The organism is Flammeovirga pectinis, assembly GCF_003970675.1.
GTDB classification, from domain to species: domain Bacteria; phylum Bacteroidota; class Bacteroidia; order Cytophagales; family Flammeovirgaceae; genus Flammeovirga; species Flammeovirga pectinis.
Window position 1 is genome coordinate 4,457,045 of record NZ_CP034562.1, and the last position, 19,818, is coordinate 4,476,862.

A 19,818-nucleotide genomic window follows, 5' to 3' on the forward strand; every position below is an offset into this window, starting at 1 on the left:
AAAAAAGTAATTTTAGTGTACCTATACAGTTTTGTGATCAGTGTTAAGTGATCATATGTTAACTGTATAGATACCTATATAATTATATTTTGACTGGTTGTCTATTTGTTAGTTGATTCTACTTCGATTATACTAATATCATCTAAATAGAAAACAGATTTTTCTTGCACTGGAGATGTCTGCATCAATACTTTAGCAGGTACAACATCTCCGTTTTTATTGCCTTTGCCAAAACCCTCTTCAATTGTCAATACTTTTTCAAAAGTAACCCATTCACCTTCTTTAATTTTAGTATCTCCCCAATTAATAGAGGGTTTAGTAAGCGTCACTTTTTCTTTATCGTGCCATTGAGCATTACCAGGCATTAATCTAATTATTAATGCGTTAAAGTTGATTTTGTCCCCTTTAACTCTACCTTTAAATGTATAACTTTTTCCTACTTCTAAAGGGAAGAAAGCATCTTTGGTTGTTGCTACTATTTTGATTTGTTCTGTAGTTACTATTTTTAAACTTCTTGCTCCATTACTTTCCGAAGAGATATCTTTAGATTGTTCAAAATCTTTTAAACCATACCAACCATTTGATAAACCATCTTCAAAGTTTCCATTAATCAAAAGTTCTTTACCTGCAGCCACTTTTGTTTTTGGAGTAACTGTAGCAGCTATTCCGTTCACAGGGGTGATACTAATATCATCTAAAAGGAGAACTGTTTTAGAAGAATTTTTAGATCCTTGAATAAATATTTTAGAAGAGACAACGTCTCCATTTTTATTACCTTTTCCGAAACCCTCTGCAATTAAAATTTCTTTTTCTACAGTAATCCATTCACCTATTTTTACCTGAGGAACTCCCCATTTCACTTTCGGGCTTGTAACAACTAATTTCTCTTTGTCGTTCCATTGCGCATCAGCAGGAATTAATCTAAAAGAAAGAGAATTAAAATCCATTTTCTCTGCTTTGATCTTTACTTTCATAATATACTTCTCGCCAACTTTTAAAGGGAAAAAGGCTGCATTATCTGTAAAAATCAAATTCACTTGAGAGGCTGTTTCAATCTTTAAACTTTGAGTTCCTTTACTGTCTTCTGCAACATCATTAGATAAAGAAAATGATTGCAGTCCTTGCCAACCAATTGATAAACTTTCTTCAAAATTACCGTTCACTACTAACTCATTACTACTTTCAGTTTGAACAGGGTCAGTCAGTTCTGTTTCCTTTTGTATTGTGTCTGCGTCACTAATTAGAGGAGTTGCTAAACAACTCATTAGAAGTAAAACAGAAGATAGTTTGTATAAGTATTTCATTTTTTATAAAGGTTAATTGTTTGCAATAATTATTTCAGTTCAAATATGTAAAACATACACTAATTAAAGCACCAAAAAAACAGTCAAATAAAGGGGGGATTTTTTTTAATCTGTGAATCTGTATTATTAAGGCCTTGTAGATTAGTGAATTATATGATTTTGAGGGGGTAAACTTTTTTCCTTATTGCTAATGGAGGTTCTCCACATCTCTTTTTCGTTCTTTCTTTTACAACATAAAAGGAAGGACTATTAATCCTTCCTTTAGTAAAATTGGGTATGATAACCAGTGCTATAAACAAAAATAAATTTATAAATGAAGCAGTTTTTTCTATTATAATTGTCACTAAAAAACTACTCTTTTATTTCTCTAATTACAAAGCAGGTTGGAAAGAAACTTCTATTGATGTAGTTTCTAATCCGTTTGCTTTTGCTGTCAGTTTAATAGGTGTTTTAGCATTTTTAGTACCTTGAACAATTACTAATGCTTTCCCATTAAACACTTCCATATGGTTTCCTTGCAATGGTGTTATAGAAGAAGCATCTCCGTTACCAACACCTGCAATTTTACCATCACCTTCAATTTGAAATTGAATATCATTAGAAACAGTGTAGCAGAAATTACCATTTTTGTCTACCACATTTGCAGTAATATATGATACATCTTTACCGTCTGAGGCTAATAAACTTCTGTCGGCAATAAGTTCTACATGATGAGGTTTTCCTGCAGTTTTTACCACTTTTCTAGCTACCTCTTTACCATCTGTGTAAGCCACAACTTCAATTGTACCTGGAGTATAAGGAATATCCCAATTTAAACGGTATTTTGACATATATGGCTTTTCAGATTTCCAATCTCTATGTGTCATTTTAATAGGAGTAAGGTCTTTACCTTTTACCTTTTTACCCATAGATTTTCCGTTTACGATTAGTTCTACTTCTTCTGCATTTGTGTAGGCATAAACAGGAATATTTTGTCCTTCTTTACCTTCCCAATTCCAGTGTGGTAAAACGTGTACCATTGGTTTATCAGACCATTCTGCTTGGTATAAATAGAAACGGTCTTTAGGAAAACCACACAAATCTACTGTTCCAAAATAAGAAGAATGAACAGGAAAATCGCCATTCCAATAACCGTTTGTACTGTTGTCTTTACCACCATAAGGAGTCGGTTCGCCTAAATAATCAAAACCTGTCCACATAAACTGACCTAAAGCTGATGGTGTATTTGCTAACATATCAAACTCTAAATCTGGAGGGTAAGCCCAACCAGGTCCAACTAAGTCATAACTTGTTACCTGATGAGATGCTCTATCGTAAGTAGGAGTAACAGGATGCTCATAATATCCTCTAGAAGAAGTACAAGAAGACGTTTCTGAACCATAAATAATCCAATTTGGGTGGTCTTTTTGAACTTGCTCATAACGCATAGGGAAGTAATTCATTCCAATAATGTCTACCTCATCTGCTAAACCATGTTTTATGGCGGCTACAATATTATTAAAACCAGCAGTGGTTGGTCTAGAAGTATCTTCTGCTTTCGTAATTTTCACTAAACGTCTTGCTTCTAAATATCCTTTTTTGTCGTATTGTTCAAGAATTTCGTTACCAATACTCCACATAATGATAGAAGGGTGGTTTCTATCTCTACGGATCATATCCACAAGATCTCTTTCACTCCATTCGTCGTATTCTTTATTGTAACCATTTTCCACTTTAGGCATTCTCCATACATCAAAAGCTTCATCAATTACTACTAATCCCATTTCGTCACAAAGGTCTAACAATGCTTCAGATGGAGGGTTATGAGAAGTTCGAATAGCATTTACACCCATGTCTTTCATGATCTGTAATTGTCTTTCTTTCGCTCTTCTATTAACAGCACTTCCTAAAGGCCCTTGATCATGGTGTAAACAAACACCTTTTAGTTCTACTCTTTCGCCATTAAGTTTAAAACCTCCTTTTACAGTAAATTCTATATCTCTAACACCAAAAGTAGACGTATATTTATCAACAACTTTATCTCCTTGTTTTACTAACGTGGTAGCGGTATACAAATGAGGGTTTTCCATTGTCCATAACTCAGGATTTTGGATAGCAAGAGTTTGTGTAGTCGTCTTTTCTTCTTGTTTTTTTATTTTGATAGAAGACGAAGTACTGCCAACTTTTTCACCTTTAAGGTTTGTAACAACGGTCTCAACAGTTAGATCACCTAATTTAGTAGAAGCGTTCACTAAATCGATATCAATAGTTACTTCTGCTTTCTCTTTTGTAATAGATGGTGTTTTGATAAAAGTACCGTCCATTGCAATATGAACAGGGTTTTTGAATTCAATCCAAACATCTCTATAAATACCAGCACCAGGATACCATCTTGAACTTAGGTCTTCTGGATCACACTTTACGGCAATCGTATTTTCTTGTCCGTACTTTAAATATGGCGTTAAATCTACTTCAAAACCAATATATCCGTAAGGTCTATCACCAACTTTTTCGCCATTAATAAATACCTCAGCGTTGTTCATTACCCCTTCGAAACGAACAAAAGCTTGTTTACCTTCTGCTTTTACAGGAACAGTAAAATCTTTTCTGTACCAACCTTCTCCATGGAAAGGTAAAGCACCACAACGTGCATTATAATCGTTGCTAAAAGGACCTTCAATAGCCCAATCGTGTGGTAAATCTAGGTGTCTCCATTGCTCATCGTTAAGCTCAACAGACATACCATCTTTAATTTCACCTTTAGAAAATTTCCAGTTATCGTTAAATCTTGTTTCTTCTAAACTTTGGAAATCTTCTACTTTTTGTTGCTTAGTACAGGCCATTGTAGTGCATAGTACTGCAAGACCAAATAATTTATATTTTCTCATTGTTTTGTTTGTTCTGTCTACTTAATCGTGAATTATTGGAGCACTTCCTTTATGTTCCAAGGTAGATTCTGTAGTGTATCTTTCTACTTTAGGTTTTCCTTCTCCTCTTGCCATTTTAATTTGGTCTGCCCAAACCATTTTCATCTCTTCTAATTTTGCTTGATATTTTTTATCTGAAGCTAAATTTTGGACTTCAGTAGGGTCTTCTGAAAGATGATATAATTCTTCATACACAGGTTGCTCTCCTTTTAATGGTCCTTCTATGTAGCTTCTGAAGATAACTGCTTCTTCGTCACTATTGCCATAAAGCACTTTCATTAAATTGATATCCATGTCTTTTGCATAAGCTGTAACATCAATTGACGACATGTTTGTGTTTTTGTAATAACGGATGTATTTCCATTCTTTATCTTGAACGGCTTCACATCTAGGGTTACCAAAAATAGTAGACCATAAATTTTCTGTGAAGACATATTTTCTTACTTCTTTATCACTGTCTGTAAGTAATTCAGAAATATCTTTTCCTTGGTAGCTCTCTGGAATTTCAACACCTGCTTTTGCTAAAATTGTAGGTGCAATATCAATAGATTGTACTAAAGCATCTGACTCTTCTATTCTTTTTTTCTTAGGAATAGTAGGGTCCATTATGATGGTAGAAACATGTGTACAATATTCATAAAGAAGTGCTTTTCCACCCAAGCCATATTGCCCCATTAATAAACCATGATCAGAAGAGAAAACAATAATTGTATTCTTATCTAACTTCAATTCTTTCAATTTAGCTGTTAAATCACCAACCAAATTGTCAATACCTTTCATGGCTTGTAACTGACGGATATACCTTTCTTTTGTTCCTTCTGGAGTATCTACATGATCGTAAATGTTTTGTCTATCTTCAGCATGTAAAACATCTGCAGGGATTTTTGGTGTTTTAATATCTTTTTTAGCGATATAATGCGGAGGTAACGGAATATCTTGATCTCTGTAAAGTGATTTGTAAATTTCTGGATCAGACTCTTTTTGTTTCATAGTACTTGTACCAGCACCATGAGGTAAATTGAAACAGATATTTAATAAGAATGGTTTGTCTGAAGGACGTTTATCTATGAAAGTGATGGCTTTTTCCAATCTAAATTCATTGTTATCCAACATATCCATTGTTGCTTCTTCAATGATTTCAATTTGAGTATTTGCTTCTGCACCACTAAAAATTTCATGACGATCTTTTGGGTAGAAACCAAGGTGTCTATGCCCTGCATACCAGTAATCAAAAGATTTCTCCATTACTTTAGAATCATAACCGTTTGTTCCAAGTGGAGTATGGTTTTTACCAATATACGCAGTGAAATACCCCGCCTTTCTCATTTGCATGGGATAAGAATCTTGCCAAGCTTCTTCAGATAATGCTGTTCCCGAATTGAAATCAACACCATGTTTACGTTCATACTGCGACATCAACATTGATACTCTACTTGGCATACAAATAGGGGTAGTGATATGTGCATTTGTAAATAATGTACCCTCATCTGCCAGTTTATCAATGTTTGGTGTAGTTACTGTTTTATTTCCAGTAACACTTAAGTAATCGTACGGTTGGTCATCCGTTAAGATAAAAATAATATTAGGTCTAGTATCTTTATTCTTTTTTTGTGCATTTGCGAAGAACGACAAAAAGATAAGTGGGATAATAAAATATTTATTAGACATGGCTTATATATTATATTGTAATTTTCTTGTGTAATCAGGGGTTATTTAATTAAGATTTTACTTACCGCATAATGCGATATACCATAAACTCTTACTAAATAAATACCTGCTGTATAATTATTTGATAATCTTGCGGTCACTTGTTTTTGAGGAGTTTTGTACATAAAAGTATCTATAACATTTCCCTGAATATCAAGTGTTTCTACTTTGTAGATGTTACTTTCTCCTCTTAGGGTTAACTTCTGGTTATTTGATGTTGGATTAGGGAAAACTAATAACTTTTTCTTGTTTGTTAATTCATCTTCTAGTGCTAAAGGAGGTTCTTCTGGTGTTTCTTCTTGAACTTCTAATACAGTACTTGCAAAAACCATATTGTTTAAACTATTGTGCTGTACAATCTTAGCGGTAACTTCTATATTTTGATAGTCTATAGAGTCTAAAAATGTAGTAATAGGTACAAGTACTTTATCGTTTCCTTTTTCTACGCTTATTCTAGATTTACCCAACAAGAAAATATCCCCCCATGCTTCTACAATAATATCTCTTTCTTTAGAGACATCATATTCTATTTCAAAGATATTCTCATCGTTTACATCAAAAAGTGTAGTGTTATTGGGAGTAAATAGAATGTCTTCGTAAAACAATTCTTCATCAATAAATCCTATATAATCTATTTCAGCTTTTCCTTGTTCAGCAATTACATGAATTGGGTATTCACCAATACCTAATTCCACCTGAAATTCATAATCTTTATTTTCGTTGCTCGATAATTTAAAAGGAGTATTTAAAATTTCGTTGTCTACGGTAACACTAATTTTGGCACTGTCTGTAATTGCTGCTCCATTAACTCTTAACGTATAATTTACAGGCTGATCTACAGAAATACTGTACGATGTCCATTCGTTTTCATCTAACTCAATAGTGTATTTATTTTCTTCAGTAGATTTGATATCAACACCTTCGTTAAATCTATATTGATTATAATTATTGTTATTATCAAAAGTGAAATACGCTAAACCATGTCCTCCTAAATCAAAATCTTCTGCTTCTATTTTTCCTGGTAACGTAAACGGATCAACATTAAAAGGCAAGCGATTTCCTAAGTCGTAAAAATTATTTACACTTAAAATTACAGAGCTAATTGTACCTCCATTATCTGGGAACGTTATGCTCACTTCATTCTTTTCTTCTAAAATAGCATGCGGTATTGGTATCTCTAAAGCACCAAAGAAATCATCTTTATCAGTTTGATCATAACCTTTCCAATTATCTAGAATTTTCACCTCTTTGCCGTTTACTTTAACTATAGGTTTTTTAGAAACATTGTGCTTTCTACCAATACTCATTCTAAGCCTAGCTTCACCTTCTTCTGCATTAATATCTACAGTATTAAAAGTAAAATTTAAAGGTGTATTTGCTTTAATAGGCTGTAAATACGTTTTAGAATAATACTCTTTTCTTATTGCTTTTTTATTGAAAACAATTGGTCTTTCTAGACCTAAAGTAAGCACTACTGTTTCGTGTGGTTCTAAAGTAATAGATTCAGGAAGGGTATTGAGGTCTAAATCTTCATAAATAACGGGGGCATTTACATAAATTTTAAGGCTCCTCTTGTTTACACTATTTATGTTACCTACAGAGGTTAAAAACTGTAGAGAAACTTCTTGGTTTATAGCATCGATATTATTTAGACAGATGTACGCCGCATTATTGTCTACGAATGTTTGTGCAAAAATATCTTGGTTTGATGTAGTACATTGTACTCTATTTCCATTCACTTTATTCCATAAATCATAAAAACGTCTTTTGGCAGTATATTCATATTCTTTGATCTCGTTATTGATAACAGAAGATTTAACGGGTTTCCATAAATCAGCTTTATAAGGTTCAAAATCATTGTCTTGATAATACCACGGAGATTTACCCGTAATAAATGGGACGGAGATCATTAGTTTATCTTGTATATCAAGAAGTTGGAATATAAGGTGATTGATTGATCGAACAGACTGTATACTTTTAATATCAGAATACGTTTCATCGTACCCATTAGGAATACCTCCATACTCACTTATCACCAACGGTTTTAAAGAATCCCATTTAATAAAACTATAAGTATTGATTAAATCTAGTGTAGCAACAGAATTACTTCCAGATCTTTCAGTATCCTGACCTGTTACGTTTATACCATCGTATAAGTGAATAGAAATACCATCCATATAATCGCCAGCAATATCCATAAACATTTTCATACGAGACTCCCAATGTCCAAAATCCCATAGTTCCATTTGTGGCCATGCAGAAACATACCCTACGACATTGGTTGTTAATCCTTTTTCATCAAAGGCTTTACCGATATCTCTAAAATATTCTGCAGTTTTAATTCTTACTTCATCTGCTGAATATTTACCATCTTCTGTAAAAACAGGTTCATGTGCATGTACAAAAGGTTCGTTTACAGGCTCATAATAGATGGGTCTTTTATCTTCTTCATAGCCATGATAGAAATGATTAGCAGCAAATTTACCTGCATTTTCTGTGTTCATGTCCATATCTACCATTGCATCTGGATGGTCTGTAATAATTAGCTGTGGAGTAATGTATTTGTAGTAGTGTTGTGTTTTTAGGTAGTTAATTTCTCTACTACTTTCCTCTTGTATTAATTCTTCGGCAGGGTAGTCGTTATTTGTGTTTATATATTCTTTGTATCTACCAAAAGGTCCCCAAAAAGATCTTCCCATAGTTACACCCCAATCTTTTAAATCACTCATGTCTTTATCCGAGTAATTCTGGCTGGCTGCAATATGGATATTAAAATATTTTGTACGGTCTAGAGTAGAAGCATCATTCAGAAATTTTTGTGTCTGAAAGTCTATTGTTACGGCAGTTTGTGCTGCACCAATTATAGGTATTAGTAAAATTGAAAAACCTAAAATTATAGTTTGTATGTAAGTAATTTTTTTATTCATTTCTGTTGGTTGGTGTTGTTATTTACTAGCCTAAATATACAAGGGACCATAAAAACGTAGTGGTATAATTTTAAGGGAATAAGGGGGGTAATTTTGATTTGCAATTTAATCTATTGTTTCTAATAGAATTAGGTAGAGTTCTACTTTTTCTATTTGTATTGTATCTATTTACAAGGTGTTATGAAAGAAAAAGGCACAGAACATTCCATTGGAATATTCTGTGCTTTAGAATTAATGAATTCCGGTTGAAGAATTAATTTGTCGGTTCTCCATGGTATAAAAATTTCAGATTGTCTATATCAAAATTTGCATTCCCTCCGGTTCCACCACTTATTATTAAGTACAGCCTTGCTAACTCAATATCTTCTGGAGCAATTTGATCTGTGAGTACAGATGTTTTTTGCCACTGTCCCAGCATTTCTTCACTTAAATCAACGTCTTTAGAATTGATTACGTATTTGTAATTATCTGCCCATGCATTGCTTGGCATTATTTGAGCTTCAATTTTAAAGTTTGGATTAACCTCATTAAAACGAACCATAAACTCTAACGTATATTTTAAACCTTTTTCAACACCAAAGTAGCCATCAGTCATGTTTACATGTACTTTAGAAGCGTCGTTCATTAGTAAGTTCATGGCATATTCTCCATCAAAAGCATCTGTAGAAGTTATAGAACCTTCGCCAGCACCTTTTTCAAACCAAGTAGTAAATGGATCCATTTCTCCTGTTTCAAAACTTGGGTTCGTTGTAAGTAAGTTGTATGGCTTTGTCGACTTGATCACCTTAATATAATTATATTTAGTATGATTAGATTTTCTACCGTAAGGCGTTGTTCTAGATGCTGACAAACCAATATTAAAACTACCAATTTCTCTATATTGAACTTTGATTGTTCTAGCCGTTAACTCTCCAGTATTTACACCACCAACATTCCAACTAAATGTATCTGGGTTACCTGTACTTTTATCTGAATATGTGATAATTGTACCTTGTTCTACTACCCAAGAACCGTTGTCACCTGCTTTGTAATACCCTTCTATTTTTGTGATTTCGAAGTCTGCAGTAATTGAATCTAAAACAGTGATATATACTATTGTATCTTGATTTAAAGTTGTATCTGCAAACTCTAAATGTAATGTTACAGGAATTTCTCCAACCTCATGAAACTCTGGATGAACAGTTTGATCTTTAGATTCGGTTGTATTGATCAGAGTAAAATAAGAGGGATCGTTTATAGACCACATTCTTTCTGTTGCACCTCTAGACCCATCTGCAAAAGAGATAATTTTACCTACTTCTACAAGTTGTGTACTTGGCGACATAAAGATGGCTATATCTGTAAAGTTGCTGTTAGGATCAACTTCTTCTTTTGTACAAGAAGTTAATGCTAGAAGCAGTGCAAGGCAACTATTTATTATATATTTAAAGTTCTTCATTTTTAAGACTTTTTCTATTTACAAATTAGTTATCAGAAGTATTTGGATTGGTTACTGTTTCAGTAACAGGAATAGGAAAATAGTCATGAGCTAACGGACTGTACACCGCAGCTGCTTCAACATATTCTTTCAAAATAGGAACTTGTCCTGAGTTGATTTGATCTTCTGTAGCATATTTTAAAATCTTGTTTAGTAAAACAAAATTCATGTCTGCTAAGTGGTCATAATGCTCTTTAATCTTACCCCATCTTCTTAAATCGATCCACCTCGTATCGTGCCCTTCAAAGAGGAATTCTTTAGGTCTTTCGTTCCACATAATGTGTTCCATTAATGTAGTCGAATTGTAATTAATTGGGTCTAATTGTGTTAAACCAGAACGAGCTCTTACTTCGTTAATTAACCTTACAGATTCAGAAATACCTCCATTGCCATTTACCTCTAAAAGACATTCAGCGTATAAAAGGTACACATCAGCCAATCGTATAATTCTTTCGTTGATACCAGAATTGGCAACATCTCCAATACCGTCATTATCGTTCCAATGGTTTTGAAACTTTCTTACATAAGAAGCTTCTCCGTTAGAGAAACCACTCTTTTCTACTGGTATTTGATAAAATATTGTACCATCATCTGCCATTGCAATAGAAGCTTCAGCTCTAAGAGAATACTTTCTATCATTATTTCTTGGATCTGTAGGGTCCATTTTATCTTCTTTTAGAAGCATTGTTACCCAATAAGAAGGCATTACACTTCTATACCCGCCAGCATTACCAGGTGCTAACGTTTTTGCTCTTGTAGTACCTTCAGATCCAGAAGGTCCATCTTGACCATACCCAGAAGAACCAGGTTTTTGAACGGCCGAGAAGACTACCTCGAAGATAGATTCAGTATTGAATTCATGGTCTAAATCAAAGTTCCAAGATATTTCTGGCGTCAGAGTGTATAACCCACTGTCAATTATTTTCTTAAACTCTTCTTTGGCAGATACATAATTGTGTTCATTAATATAAACTTGACCTAACATACCAGTACATGCACCCCAAGTTGCTCTTCCTCTCATATCATCTTCCCAAGTTTCTGGAAGATTTTTTTGAGCAAAAAGTAAATCATCTAAAATTACAGCCAAGACCTCTTCTTTAGATGAAGGTGGTTTAGAAAAATCGTCTGTATTTGGAACATTCAAGTGAATGATTACACTACCATTATTGTAAGTACTGTATAACCAATAATAAAATGTACCTCTTAAGAAACGAGCTTCAGCCATATACAACGTTTTGTCTAGAGAATCCATTTCTATATTTGGAAGGTTTTGAATAACCTGATTTGCTCTAAAAATACCAGTGTATAGATCGCCCCATTTGTCTTTTACAATATCTGTGTTATCATTAAAAGACAATTGTTGGAGTGCTTTATCTCCTTGGTTCCAGTTGTTAGGTCTTCCTGTATCAGCACGAACGGGCATCTTTGTAGAAGAAGAACCACCGTTCGCTCCTTTACCTTGTAACCCACTATATGTAGCCATTAAACCTTTGTAAGCATCGTCTCCACTTTGCCAGAAATCTTCTTCAAGAACGGCATTCGGATTGTCAACATCAAAGTAATCAGTACATCCAGATACTAATGCTGACAACATTAAAATAGCGACTAATTTATATATTTTTTTCATGATAGGATTAACAATTAAAATTCTAAAGAAATACCACCTCTGTAAATTGCTGATACAGGGTAATTCCCTCTGTCAACACCTCTGTAGAATACACTAGAAGAACCCACTTCTGGATCAAAACCTGAATAATTTGTGAATGTGAAAGGGTTTTGTGTACTAGCATAGATTCTGAAATTGCTTACTTTTAAAGATTTCAACCAACTTTTTGGTAAGGTGTACCCTAAAGTGATGTTCTGAATTCTTAGGTAAGAACCATCTTCTAAAAAGTAATCTGAATACGTTCTTGTATTGTAATGTTCTGCTTGATCCCTAGGTGTTGGAATATTAGAAGTAGGGTTAACAGGTTGCCATGCATTTACTAATTCAGCACTTCGCTTATTTTGATACGCATATGCTTTAGAACCATTGTAGACTTTTGCTCCATAAGAACCAAAGAATTGGATACCGAAATCAAACCCTTTGTAAAAGATTGTAATGTTTAATCCAGCCTCCCAAAGCGGAGTACCACTACCCATATATTCTCTGTCATCGTCGTCTATCTTACCATCACCATTAACATCAATATATTTTAAATCACCTAACTGTGCAGTTGGAATAATTTTCTGATATTCTACCAATTCCTCTTGTGTTTTAATAGTTCCGTCTGTTGGAATTAAGAAGAAGGAACCGGCTTGGTATCCTGGTTTTAAGAAAGTAGTGTTCTCACTATCCTTACCAATAATTGGCTGGCCGCCTGCAACAGATTCTAAACCTGGAGCTAAAGAAACTACTTCATTTACGTTTTTAGAAAATGTACCATTAATTTTGAAATGAACATCACCAATGTGGTTGTTATATCCCAAAACTAACTCAATACCTTTATTTGATAAGTTACCTACATTTTGCCAAACCATATTGTAACTATTCGCTGTTGTTGCACCTGTTGACGGTGGAATAGGGACAGCCAATAACATGTCTTGCTTGTCAGATTTATAAACATCGCCAGAGAAAGTTACTCTACCATTAAAGAATTCTGCATCAATACCTAAGTTCTGAGAAATGTTTGTTTCCCATTTAATACCATCATCTACATACGTTGGGTTTGTAGTTCCTAACTGTAAGTTGTCATCATATTCTGGCCCTAAAGGATAATCTACTTGAGGGGTTACAATAGCTTGGTAAGGTAAGTAAGCCGTTAAGTTCTGCAGTCCTTGTCCTGCTTTATCGCTACCCGTTTGACCATAGCCGTAACGAATTTTTAAGTTAGATACTGTCTTTTTAAGTGGTTTAAAGAATTTCTCGTTAGAGATATTCCATCCCCCAGAAACAGAAGGAAAAACTCCCCAATTATTATCAGGATGAAAACGAGAAGAACCGTCTCTACGAACAGATGCACTTACCATATATCTATTGTCGTAGTTATATTGTGCTCTGCCGAGTATTCCTATGTTTTTTGATTCCGCATAACGTTCATCTACAGATCTAATTTCGTTAGCTGCACCCATAGATGGTGTAGAATTACTAGCAAGTTCGGCACCATGTATCTGGCTTTTTTCTGATGTTGATGTTTCGAAAGTAACACCACCAACTAAACCAATTTTATGCTTGCCAAATTTCTTGTTGTAAGAAGCTGTATATTCTTGTATTGATCTATAATACGTATAATCTGTATATCTTAATTCTGATATTGGGTTAGAAGCATTTAGCATATAATTACCTTGGTCGTCATACACTTCGTAAGTAGGTTTAAACCATTCGTTGTGCGATCGCTGAATTGAACCACCAACATTTGCATTTAATTTAAAACCACTAAATAACTCATAGTTCATGATAATGTTACCATTGTAACCATCTTCGAACGTCTCATTAGATTCTCTTAATTTACCAATAAAACCACCCATTGCTTCTGGGTTTGCACCAGGTACAACAAATTCTGTATCGTTTACATCAAGAGGAGGGATCATTGTAGATTGCTTAATAGCCTCATATTGTAATCCCCACGGTTCACTTTCTTTTTTACTGTTATTTAAACCTAAGTTAAGTTGCATTCTGAACTTATCCTTTTGGTAAGTAGTATTCGATCTTAAGTTTGCTCTTTGATATCCTGAGTTAATAAAAACACCTTCTTGATCATAAAAAGTACCTGTAATGTTATACGTTACATAACCAGAACCACCCGATAGTCTTAAATTGTAATTTTGAATAGGAGCATTGTCAACTTGAACTTCTTTTAACCAATCGGTGTCATAATACAATCCTTGAGGGTTAAAAGATAGTGGATCAAATTTCCCTGTATCTTTGTTGTCGTATAATATTTTATTGATGTAAAGGGCATCTACTGTTCCTGCTAGTTCAATACCTGAAGTGATTTTTTGAATACCATAATAGGCATCTAAATTCACTTTTAATTGTCCTTTTTCACCACGTTTTGTAGTGATAAGAATTACACCTGCAGATGCTCTAGAGCCATAAATAGCTGCAGAAGCACCATCTTTTAATACTTCTATAGATTGAATTTCTTGAGGAGAGATATTAGGGTTTGATGTATAAGTTACCCCATCTACTACATAGAGTGGTTCGGAACCACCATCTTGAAAAGAGCTTACACCACGAATAGTAATTGTTGATTGTTCACCTGGTGCACCAGAAGCGGATCTAACAGAAACACCAGCCATTTGACCTTGTAGTGCAGTTCCCAAATCGGCTGTTGGAGATCTCTCTAAATCTTCTGCCTTTAATTGAGTAATTGCACCAGTAATTTCTCTTTTTTCTTGTTCACCATAACCAATAACCACTACTTCTTCTAGTGCTTCGGTATCATACTCAAGTTTTAAATCGAAGTTTGTTCTATCACCTACATAAACCTCTTTGTCTTTGTGGCCAATAGATGATACCACTAGAACAGATTCTTTGTTAGGTACATGTAATTTAAATAGGCCATTAAAATCTGTAACTGTTCCTGTTGTTGTACCTTTTACAATAATATAGGCACCAATTAAAGGAGCGTCCTGTTCGTCTAGAACAGTACCTTTAATATCTACACCTTGGGCTAAAAGGTTTAGAGAGGAAAATAGAGTTAGAAGAAGTATTAACCTCAATAGTTTTGCTGATTTAGTAAAAATAATATTCATATTTTTTACATACTAAGTTTGTTGAAAATTCAATTCATCTCATTAAAATTGAATTGTAAAAATAGGTCTTGCTATCTATTTAAGTGTCTAAAAAACTATTATAAAAAAGGGTATAAATACGCTTCTTACGCTGTTATACAAAGGGTAGAATAATTTTTTATCTAAAAAGAGGGGGGTAAAAATTACCTTAGTGTAAATGTATAAGGTAGCCTCCCATTTGTTTATTTATTTATTATTAAGCGGAGTTTTCTAATAAGGTTGTTTGCTCTTTATTTATTATCAATTTCTTCTAAAAGATCTTGTTGTTCGTTTTCTGTACTATTTTCTTTTAAATATATTGATGGAGGAATTCCAAATTCTTTTTTGAAACAATTTCTGAAGTATTTCAGATCATTAAAGCCTACTTCATAAGTAACATCACTTACACTATAACGTCCTATTTTTAACATTTGAGCGGCTCTTTTTAATCGAATGTTACGTATAAATCCTTTTGCAGTTTGCCCAGTTAAAGATTTCAATTTTTGATTTAAACGGATAGGAGTAGCACCATATTCAGAGGCTAATTTATCCACTGTAAATTCTGAATCAGAAATGTTTTCTTCTACAATTTCTACCAAGCGTTTTAAGAACTTTTCGTCTATAGATGTATAGGTGATTTCACTTGGTTTTACATCAATATTTGTCTTGAAGTTCTTTTGCTGATTTTTTCTATTCTCTAATAAAGATTGTATTCTCGCTATGAGCACTTCAGAATTAAAAGGCTTTGTAACATAAGCATCAACACCATATTCATAGCCTTTTAACTTACTATCTTCAGAGTTTTTTGCCGTTAATAATATAATAGGTAGATGACATAAATGATTATCATCTCTAATGCTTTTTGTAAATTCATACCCATCCATCACAGGCATCATAATATCAGAAAGGATAAGGTTTGGTAAAACATCTTTGGCTTTTTGGAGACCTACTTGCCCGTTTTCTGCACTATATACATCGTAATCATCCTTTAGTAAATCAGTCAATAATTCTCTAATAGATGTATTATCATCTACCACAAGAATTTTTTGTTTTACATTCACCTCAAGTTCATCTATCATTTCTTCTTTGTACTCTTCTAATACATCACTAGGAGTACTTTCTACTTGTTCAATTATTTCACCCTCATAAGCAGTGGCAGATAATGGAAACTCTAAAGTAAAAGTAGTACCCACGTTTAATGTACTTTCTACAGCGATTGTTCCGTGGTGTAAATCAACTAAACTTTTTGTAAATGCTAAGCCTATTCCTGTACCTCGGTTCTTCGCTTTTTTAAGATTAGAAACCTGATAAAATCTGTTGAATAGGTAGGCTAATTTTTCTTCTGGAATACCAATTCCTGTATCTTTAAGAACAACTCTTACTTTGTCGGCTTCCTGCATTACTGCTAATTTAATTTCACCTTCGTGCGTAAATTTAAAAGCGTTGGATAATAAGTTGTAAACTATTTTTTCAAGCTTGTCAGTATCCATATACCCTTCAATTGAAGTTGAAGAATGTTCGTAGGTAAATGAGATGTGCTCATATTCTGCAAATTCTTTAAAAGAGTGGTACACCTGATCTAAGAAGTTAGACCAATTCCCTTTTGATAATTGCAATTTCATTTGTCCTTGTTCTACTTTTCTAAAGTCTAATAATTGATTTACTAAACGCATTAGATGTTGAACATTCTTAAAAATCATTTGATAGCTTTTCTCTCTATCTGTTGTAGAAACCGTGTTCCCTTTCTTAATTAATTGCTCTATGGGTGTATTAATTAAAGTCAGTGGCGTTCTTAACTCATGCGATATATTTGTAAAAAACTGAAGTTTTAATTGGCTCAAATCTTCCAATTTTTCTCTCTCAAATTTTTCCATTTCCAGCTGACTTTTCTTTCTCGCGGTAATAATGGTAAATCTAGAGAAAAAGCCAATTAGAACAATAACAAGAATAACATAAAAGAGCTTTGCCCAAATACTCCACCACCAAGGCGGAAGTACAGTTATTTCCATAGAAATAGCCTTAGGATTCCATATACCATCACAGTTGGATGCTTTAACGTAGAGTATATAATTACCCGGAGATATATTGGTGTATTTTGCTTCTCTTTGCCCTGCATCTACAGTTACCCAATCTTTATCAAACCCGTCTAATTTATATCTATAGCTATTGTTTTCTGATGCACCATAATGCAATGAAGCAAACTTAAAAGAAAAACTATTTTGATTATGGGGTAACTCAATCGCTTTTGTTGATTGTAATGATGAGGTTAAAATCTGATTGCCTAAGAAAGAATCATAAGGATTAATCTCATTATTTAGAATCTTTAAATCAGTAAAAATTACACTTGCCACAGTATGGTCATCTATAATTTCATGAGGTTTAAAGATGTTTATACCATTTACTCCGCCAAAGAGCAACTTCCCATTGTTTAACTTAACAGCAGCTAACTCACCAAATTCATCACCTTGTAGACCGTCTGTTAAATCAAAGTTTTTAATTCTTCTGTTTTCTAAATTTATTTTACTCAAACCCTTGTTACTAGCTACCCAGAGGTTACCATAATTGTCTTCTAAAATAGATTTAATCACATTACTGGGTAATCCATTTTTAGTAGATAGGTGTTCAAAATTTATATCGGTAGTTGTACTTTTTTTAGGGTTGAAGATGTTTAAACCTCCGCCCATAGTACCTACCCAAATTTCGCCATTTGAGGCTTCGAATACAGGTAAAATATAATTATACGATAGCGATGAAGGCACTTCTTTAGTGTTGGTAAAGATTTCGAAATAAGGATTTTTCTTAACTTTTTCTTCTTTTGATAGAAACACTAAACCCTTATTCGTACCAAACCAGATATTTCCTTTTTTATCAATAGTGATGCTTCTGATAATATCAATTTCATGGTCATTCTTATCAATAATTGTAGGAAAAGACCACTCAAATTTTTTATCCTTTTCAATGCCTTTGATGATACCACCACCGTAAGTAGCTAACCATAAAATAGAATCGCCATCATTGGCAATATCAAAGGTTGCAAAAATATGATCGGTAGGATGGACCGTACTTTCAATAATCTTATTTTCTAGCGTTAACGCCTTATCAATAGGAATAATTAATGTTTTAGAAGGATAGCCTACACCAAATACAAGCTGATCTTTCCATTGTTCTATTGCATAAACAATATTCTGTGCCTTTTTATTTTTAGCCACATTTAGAGAACGAACTTTCTTGTTATCAAAAACATTTAGACCTCCACCTTCTGTACCAATCCATATACGACCTAAGTTATCTTGGAAGGTACTTCTAATTTTATTGTAGGTTAAATCTAGCGGGTTTTCACCTTGTTTAAAATGCGTGAATTTCTTTCTTCTAGGGTTGTATTTATTGATGCCACTACCGTTTGTTCCAATCCATATCACACCTAAATTATCTTTATAAAGCGTATTGATAATATTAGAACCGATATAGTCATTATTATAACTATTCTGATGCCCTATTTCATCTAGATCACCCGTTAAAGCATTTTTTTTAAGCTGATAAAGACCGTTTTCGTTTCCTGCCCAAATTGTATTTTTATCATCCGAGAGGAGTGTACCAACTTTTAAATCACTCACTTTTTTAAATGTAGGATTTTCTTTAGTAATCTCACTTAATTGAATTTGATATATACCATCAAAAGAGGCAATTAATAGTTCTCCTTTATTTTCGGTGATCGCGTTAAGGCTAATTAATTTTTTGTTTTCAAAGTTCCGAAATACACAAAACTGATCTTCATTATTGGGAGGGATCATAAGTTGTAAACCTTTTTTTGAACCCACCCAAAGATGCCCTACTTTATCTATATAAAGGTTGGTAATGTTGTTAGAAGCAATACTTTCATTATTATGAGGGTTGTGGTAATATTTATCTACTACAAGTGCCTCTGTTTGCAAACTAGCACTTCTAATTTTATTTAGTCCTTTACGATTACCAAACCAGAGGTTCCCTTTATTATCAATAATTAGATTCGTGATAGTATTGTTAGTAAATAATTTTGGTTTTCCTTCCTTATTGGAAAAGAAAGTAAATTGTTCTGTAGTAAGGTTAAGTCTATAAATACCAGCGTTAAGTGTGCCTATCCATAAATTACCTTTATTATCTTCTGTAATTGTTCGGATAAAATTTGAAGGTAAATTATGAGAATCGATACGGTAATTTTTAAATTCATAACCATCAAAGCGACTTAAACCATCGTTTGTACCTATCCAAATTAAACCTGTTTGGTCTTGGTAAATACAATTTACATCGTTTTGTGATAACCCTTGCTTGGTTGTATAATGTTTAAGGAACAGATCTTTATTATTAGCCGAACAATTATTAGATATAGTAAATAATACTATAATAAGCCCAACTATAAAAGATGTCTTCCAATATGATTTTTTAGTCATACTGCTTTAAGTAAAATAAAAATCAAAAACTTGATTATTTGTGTAGTAATAAAAGGTAGTGAATGCTGCTTTCGTGTTAAAGGTACAGTTAAATAATAGATTTGCAACGGTCTTATTTACCATTAATAAATGAGGTGATGATACAGTAAGCTATAATAACTTGTAACGTGCTGATATATAACTTTTTAAAGAATAAAATGTGTTTTGCGTAAATTTTGTTAATTATAGGGGGTAAATTTTATAGGGGGTAAAAACACCTAATTATAGGGCGTGAAAAGTGTTAGGAGAAGTTTTTAAAGGGCTGAAATTCTGTTA

8 protein-coding genes are annotated in these 19,818 nt (G+C 33.3%); all 8 read right to left on the reverse strand.

Annotated elements, in window-relative coordinates; all coding sequences use genetic code 11:
• Positions 1–101 precede the first annotated feature (101 nt).
• Positions 102–1,304 carry a carbohydrate binding domain-containing protein gene (locus tag EI427_RS17665; protein WP_126617232.1) on the reverse strand — a complete coding sequence of 401 codons (1,203 nt, stop codon included), beginning with the start codon at positions 1,302–1,304 and terminating at the stop codon, positions 102–104.
• A 371-nt stretch (positions 1,305–1,675) separates the two neighbouring features.
• Positions 1,676–4,171, reverse strand: coding sequence for a glycoside hydrolase family 2 TIM barrel-domain containing protein (locus tag EI427_RS17670; RefSeq protein ID WP_126617234.1), 2,496 nt, complete (start codon positions 4,169–4,171; stop codon positions 1,676–1,678).
• A 21-nt stretch (positions 4,172–4,192) separates the two neighbouring features.
• Positions 4,193–5,878, reverse strand: coding sequence for a sulfatase-like hydrolase/transferase (locus EI427_RS17675; RefSeq protein ID WP_126617236.1), 1,686 nt, complete (start codon positions 5,876–5,878; stop codon positions 4,193–4,195).
• A 41-nt stretch (positions 5,879–5,919) separates the two neighbouring features.
• Complete coding sequence (locus tag EI427_RS17680) at positions 5,920–8,844, reverse strand: T9SS type A sorting domain-containing protein (RefSeq protein WP_126617238.1); 2,925 nt, start codon at positions 8,842–8,844, stop codon at positions 5,920–5,922.
• A gap of 253 nt (positions 8,845–9,097) precedes the next feature.
• Positions 9,098–10,282 carry a carbohydrate binding domain-containing protein gene (locus tag EI427_RS17685; RefSeq protein WP_126617240.1) on the reverse strand — a complete coding sequence of 395 codons (1,185 nt, stop codon included), beginning with the start codon at positions 10,280–10,282 and terminating at the stop codon, positions 9,098–9,100.
• A gap of 25 nt (positions 10,283–10,307) precedes the next feature.
• A complete protein-coding gene (locus EI427_RS17690; protein WP_126617242.1) occupies positions 10,308–11,948 on the reverse strand; it encodes a RagB/SusD family nutrient uptake outer membrane protein in 1,641 nt (546 codons plus the stop codon).
• A 14-nt stretch (positions 11,949–11,962) separates the two neighbouring features.
• Positions 11,963–15,058, reverse strand: a complete 3,096-nt coding sequence (locus EI427_RS17695) for a SusC/RagA family TonB-linked outer membrane protein (RefSeq protein WP_126617244.1) — start codon at positions 15,056–15,058, stop codon at positions 11,963–11,965.
• Positions 15,059–15,327: 269 nt separating this feature from the next.
• Entirely contained in the window at positions 15,328–19,503 is a 4,176-nt protein-coding gene (locus EI427_RS17700; protein WP_126617246.1) for a hybrid sensor histidine kinase/response regulator transcription factor, read from the reverse strand.
• Positions 19,504–19,818 lie beyond the last annotated feature (315 nt).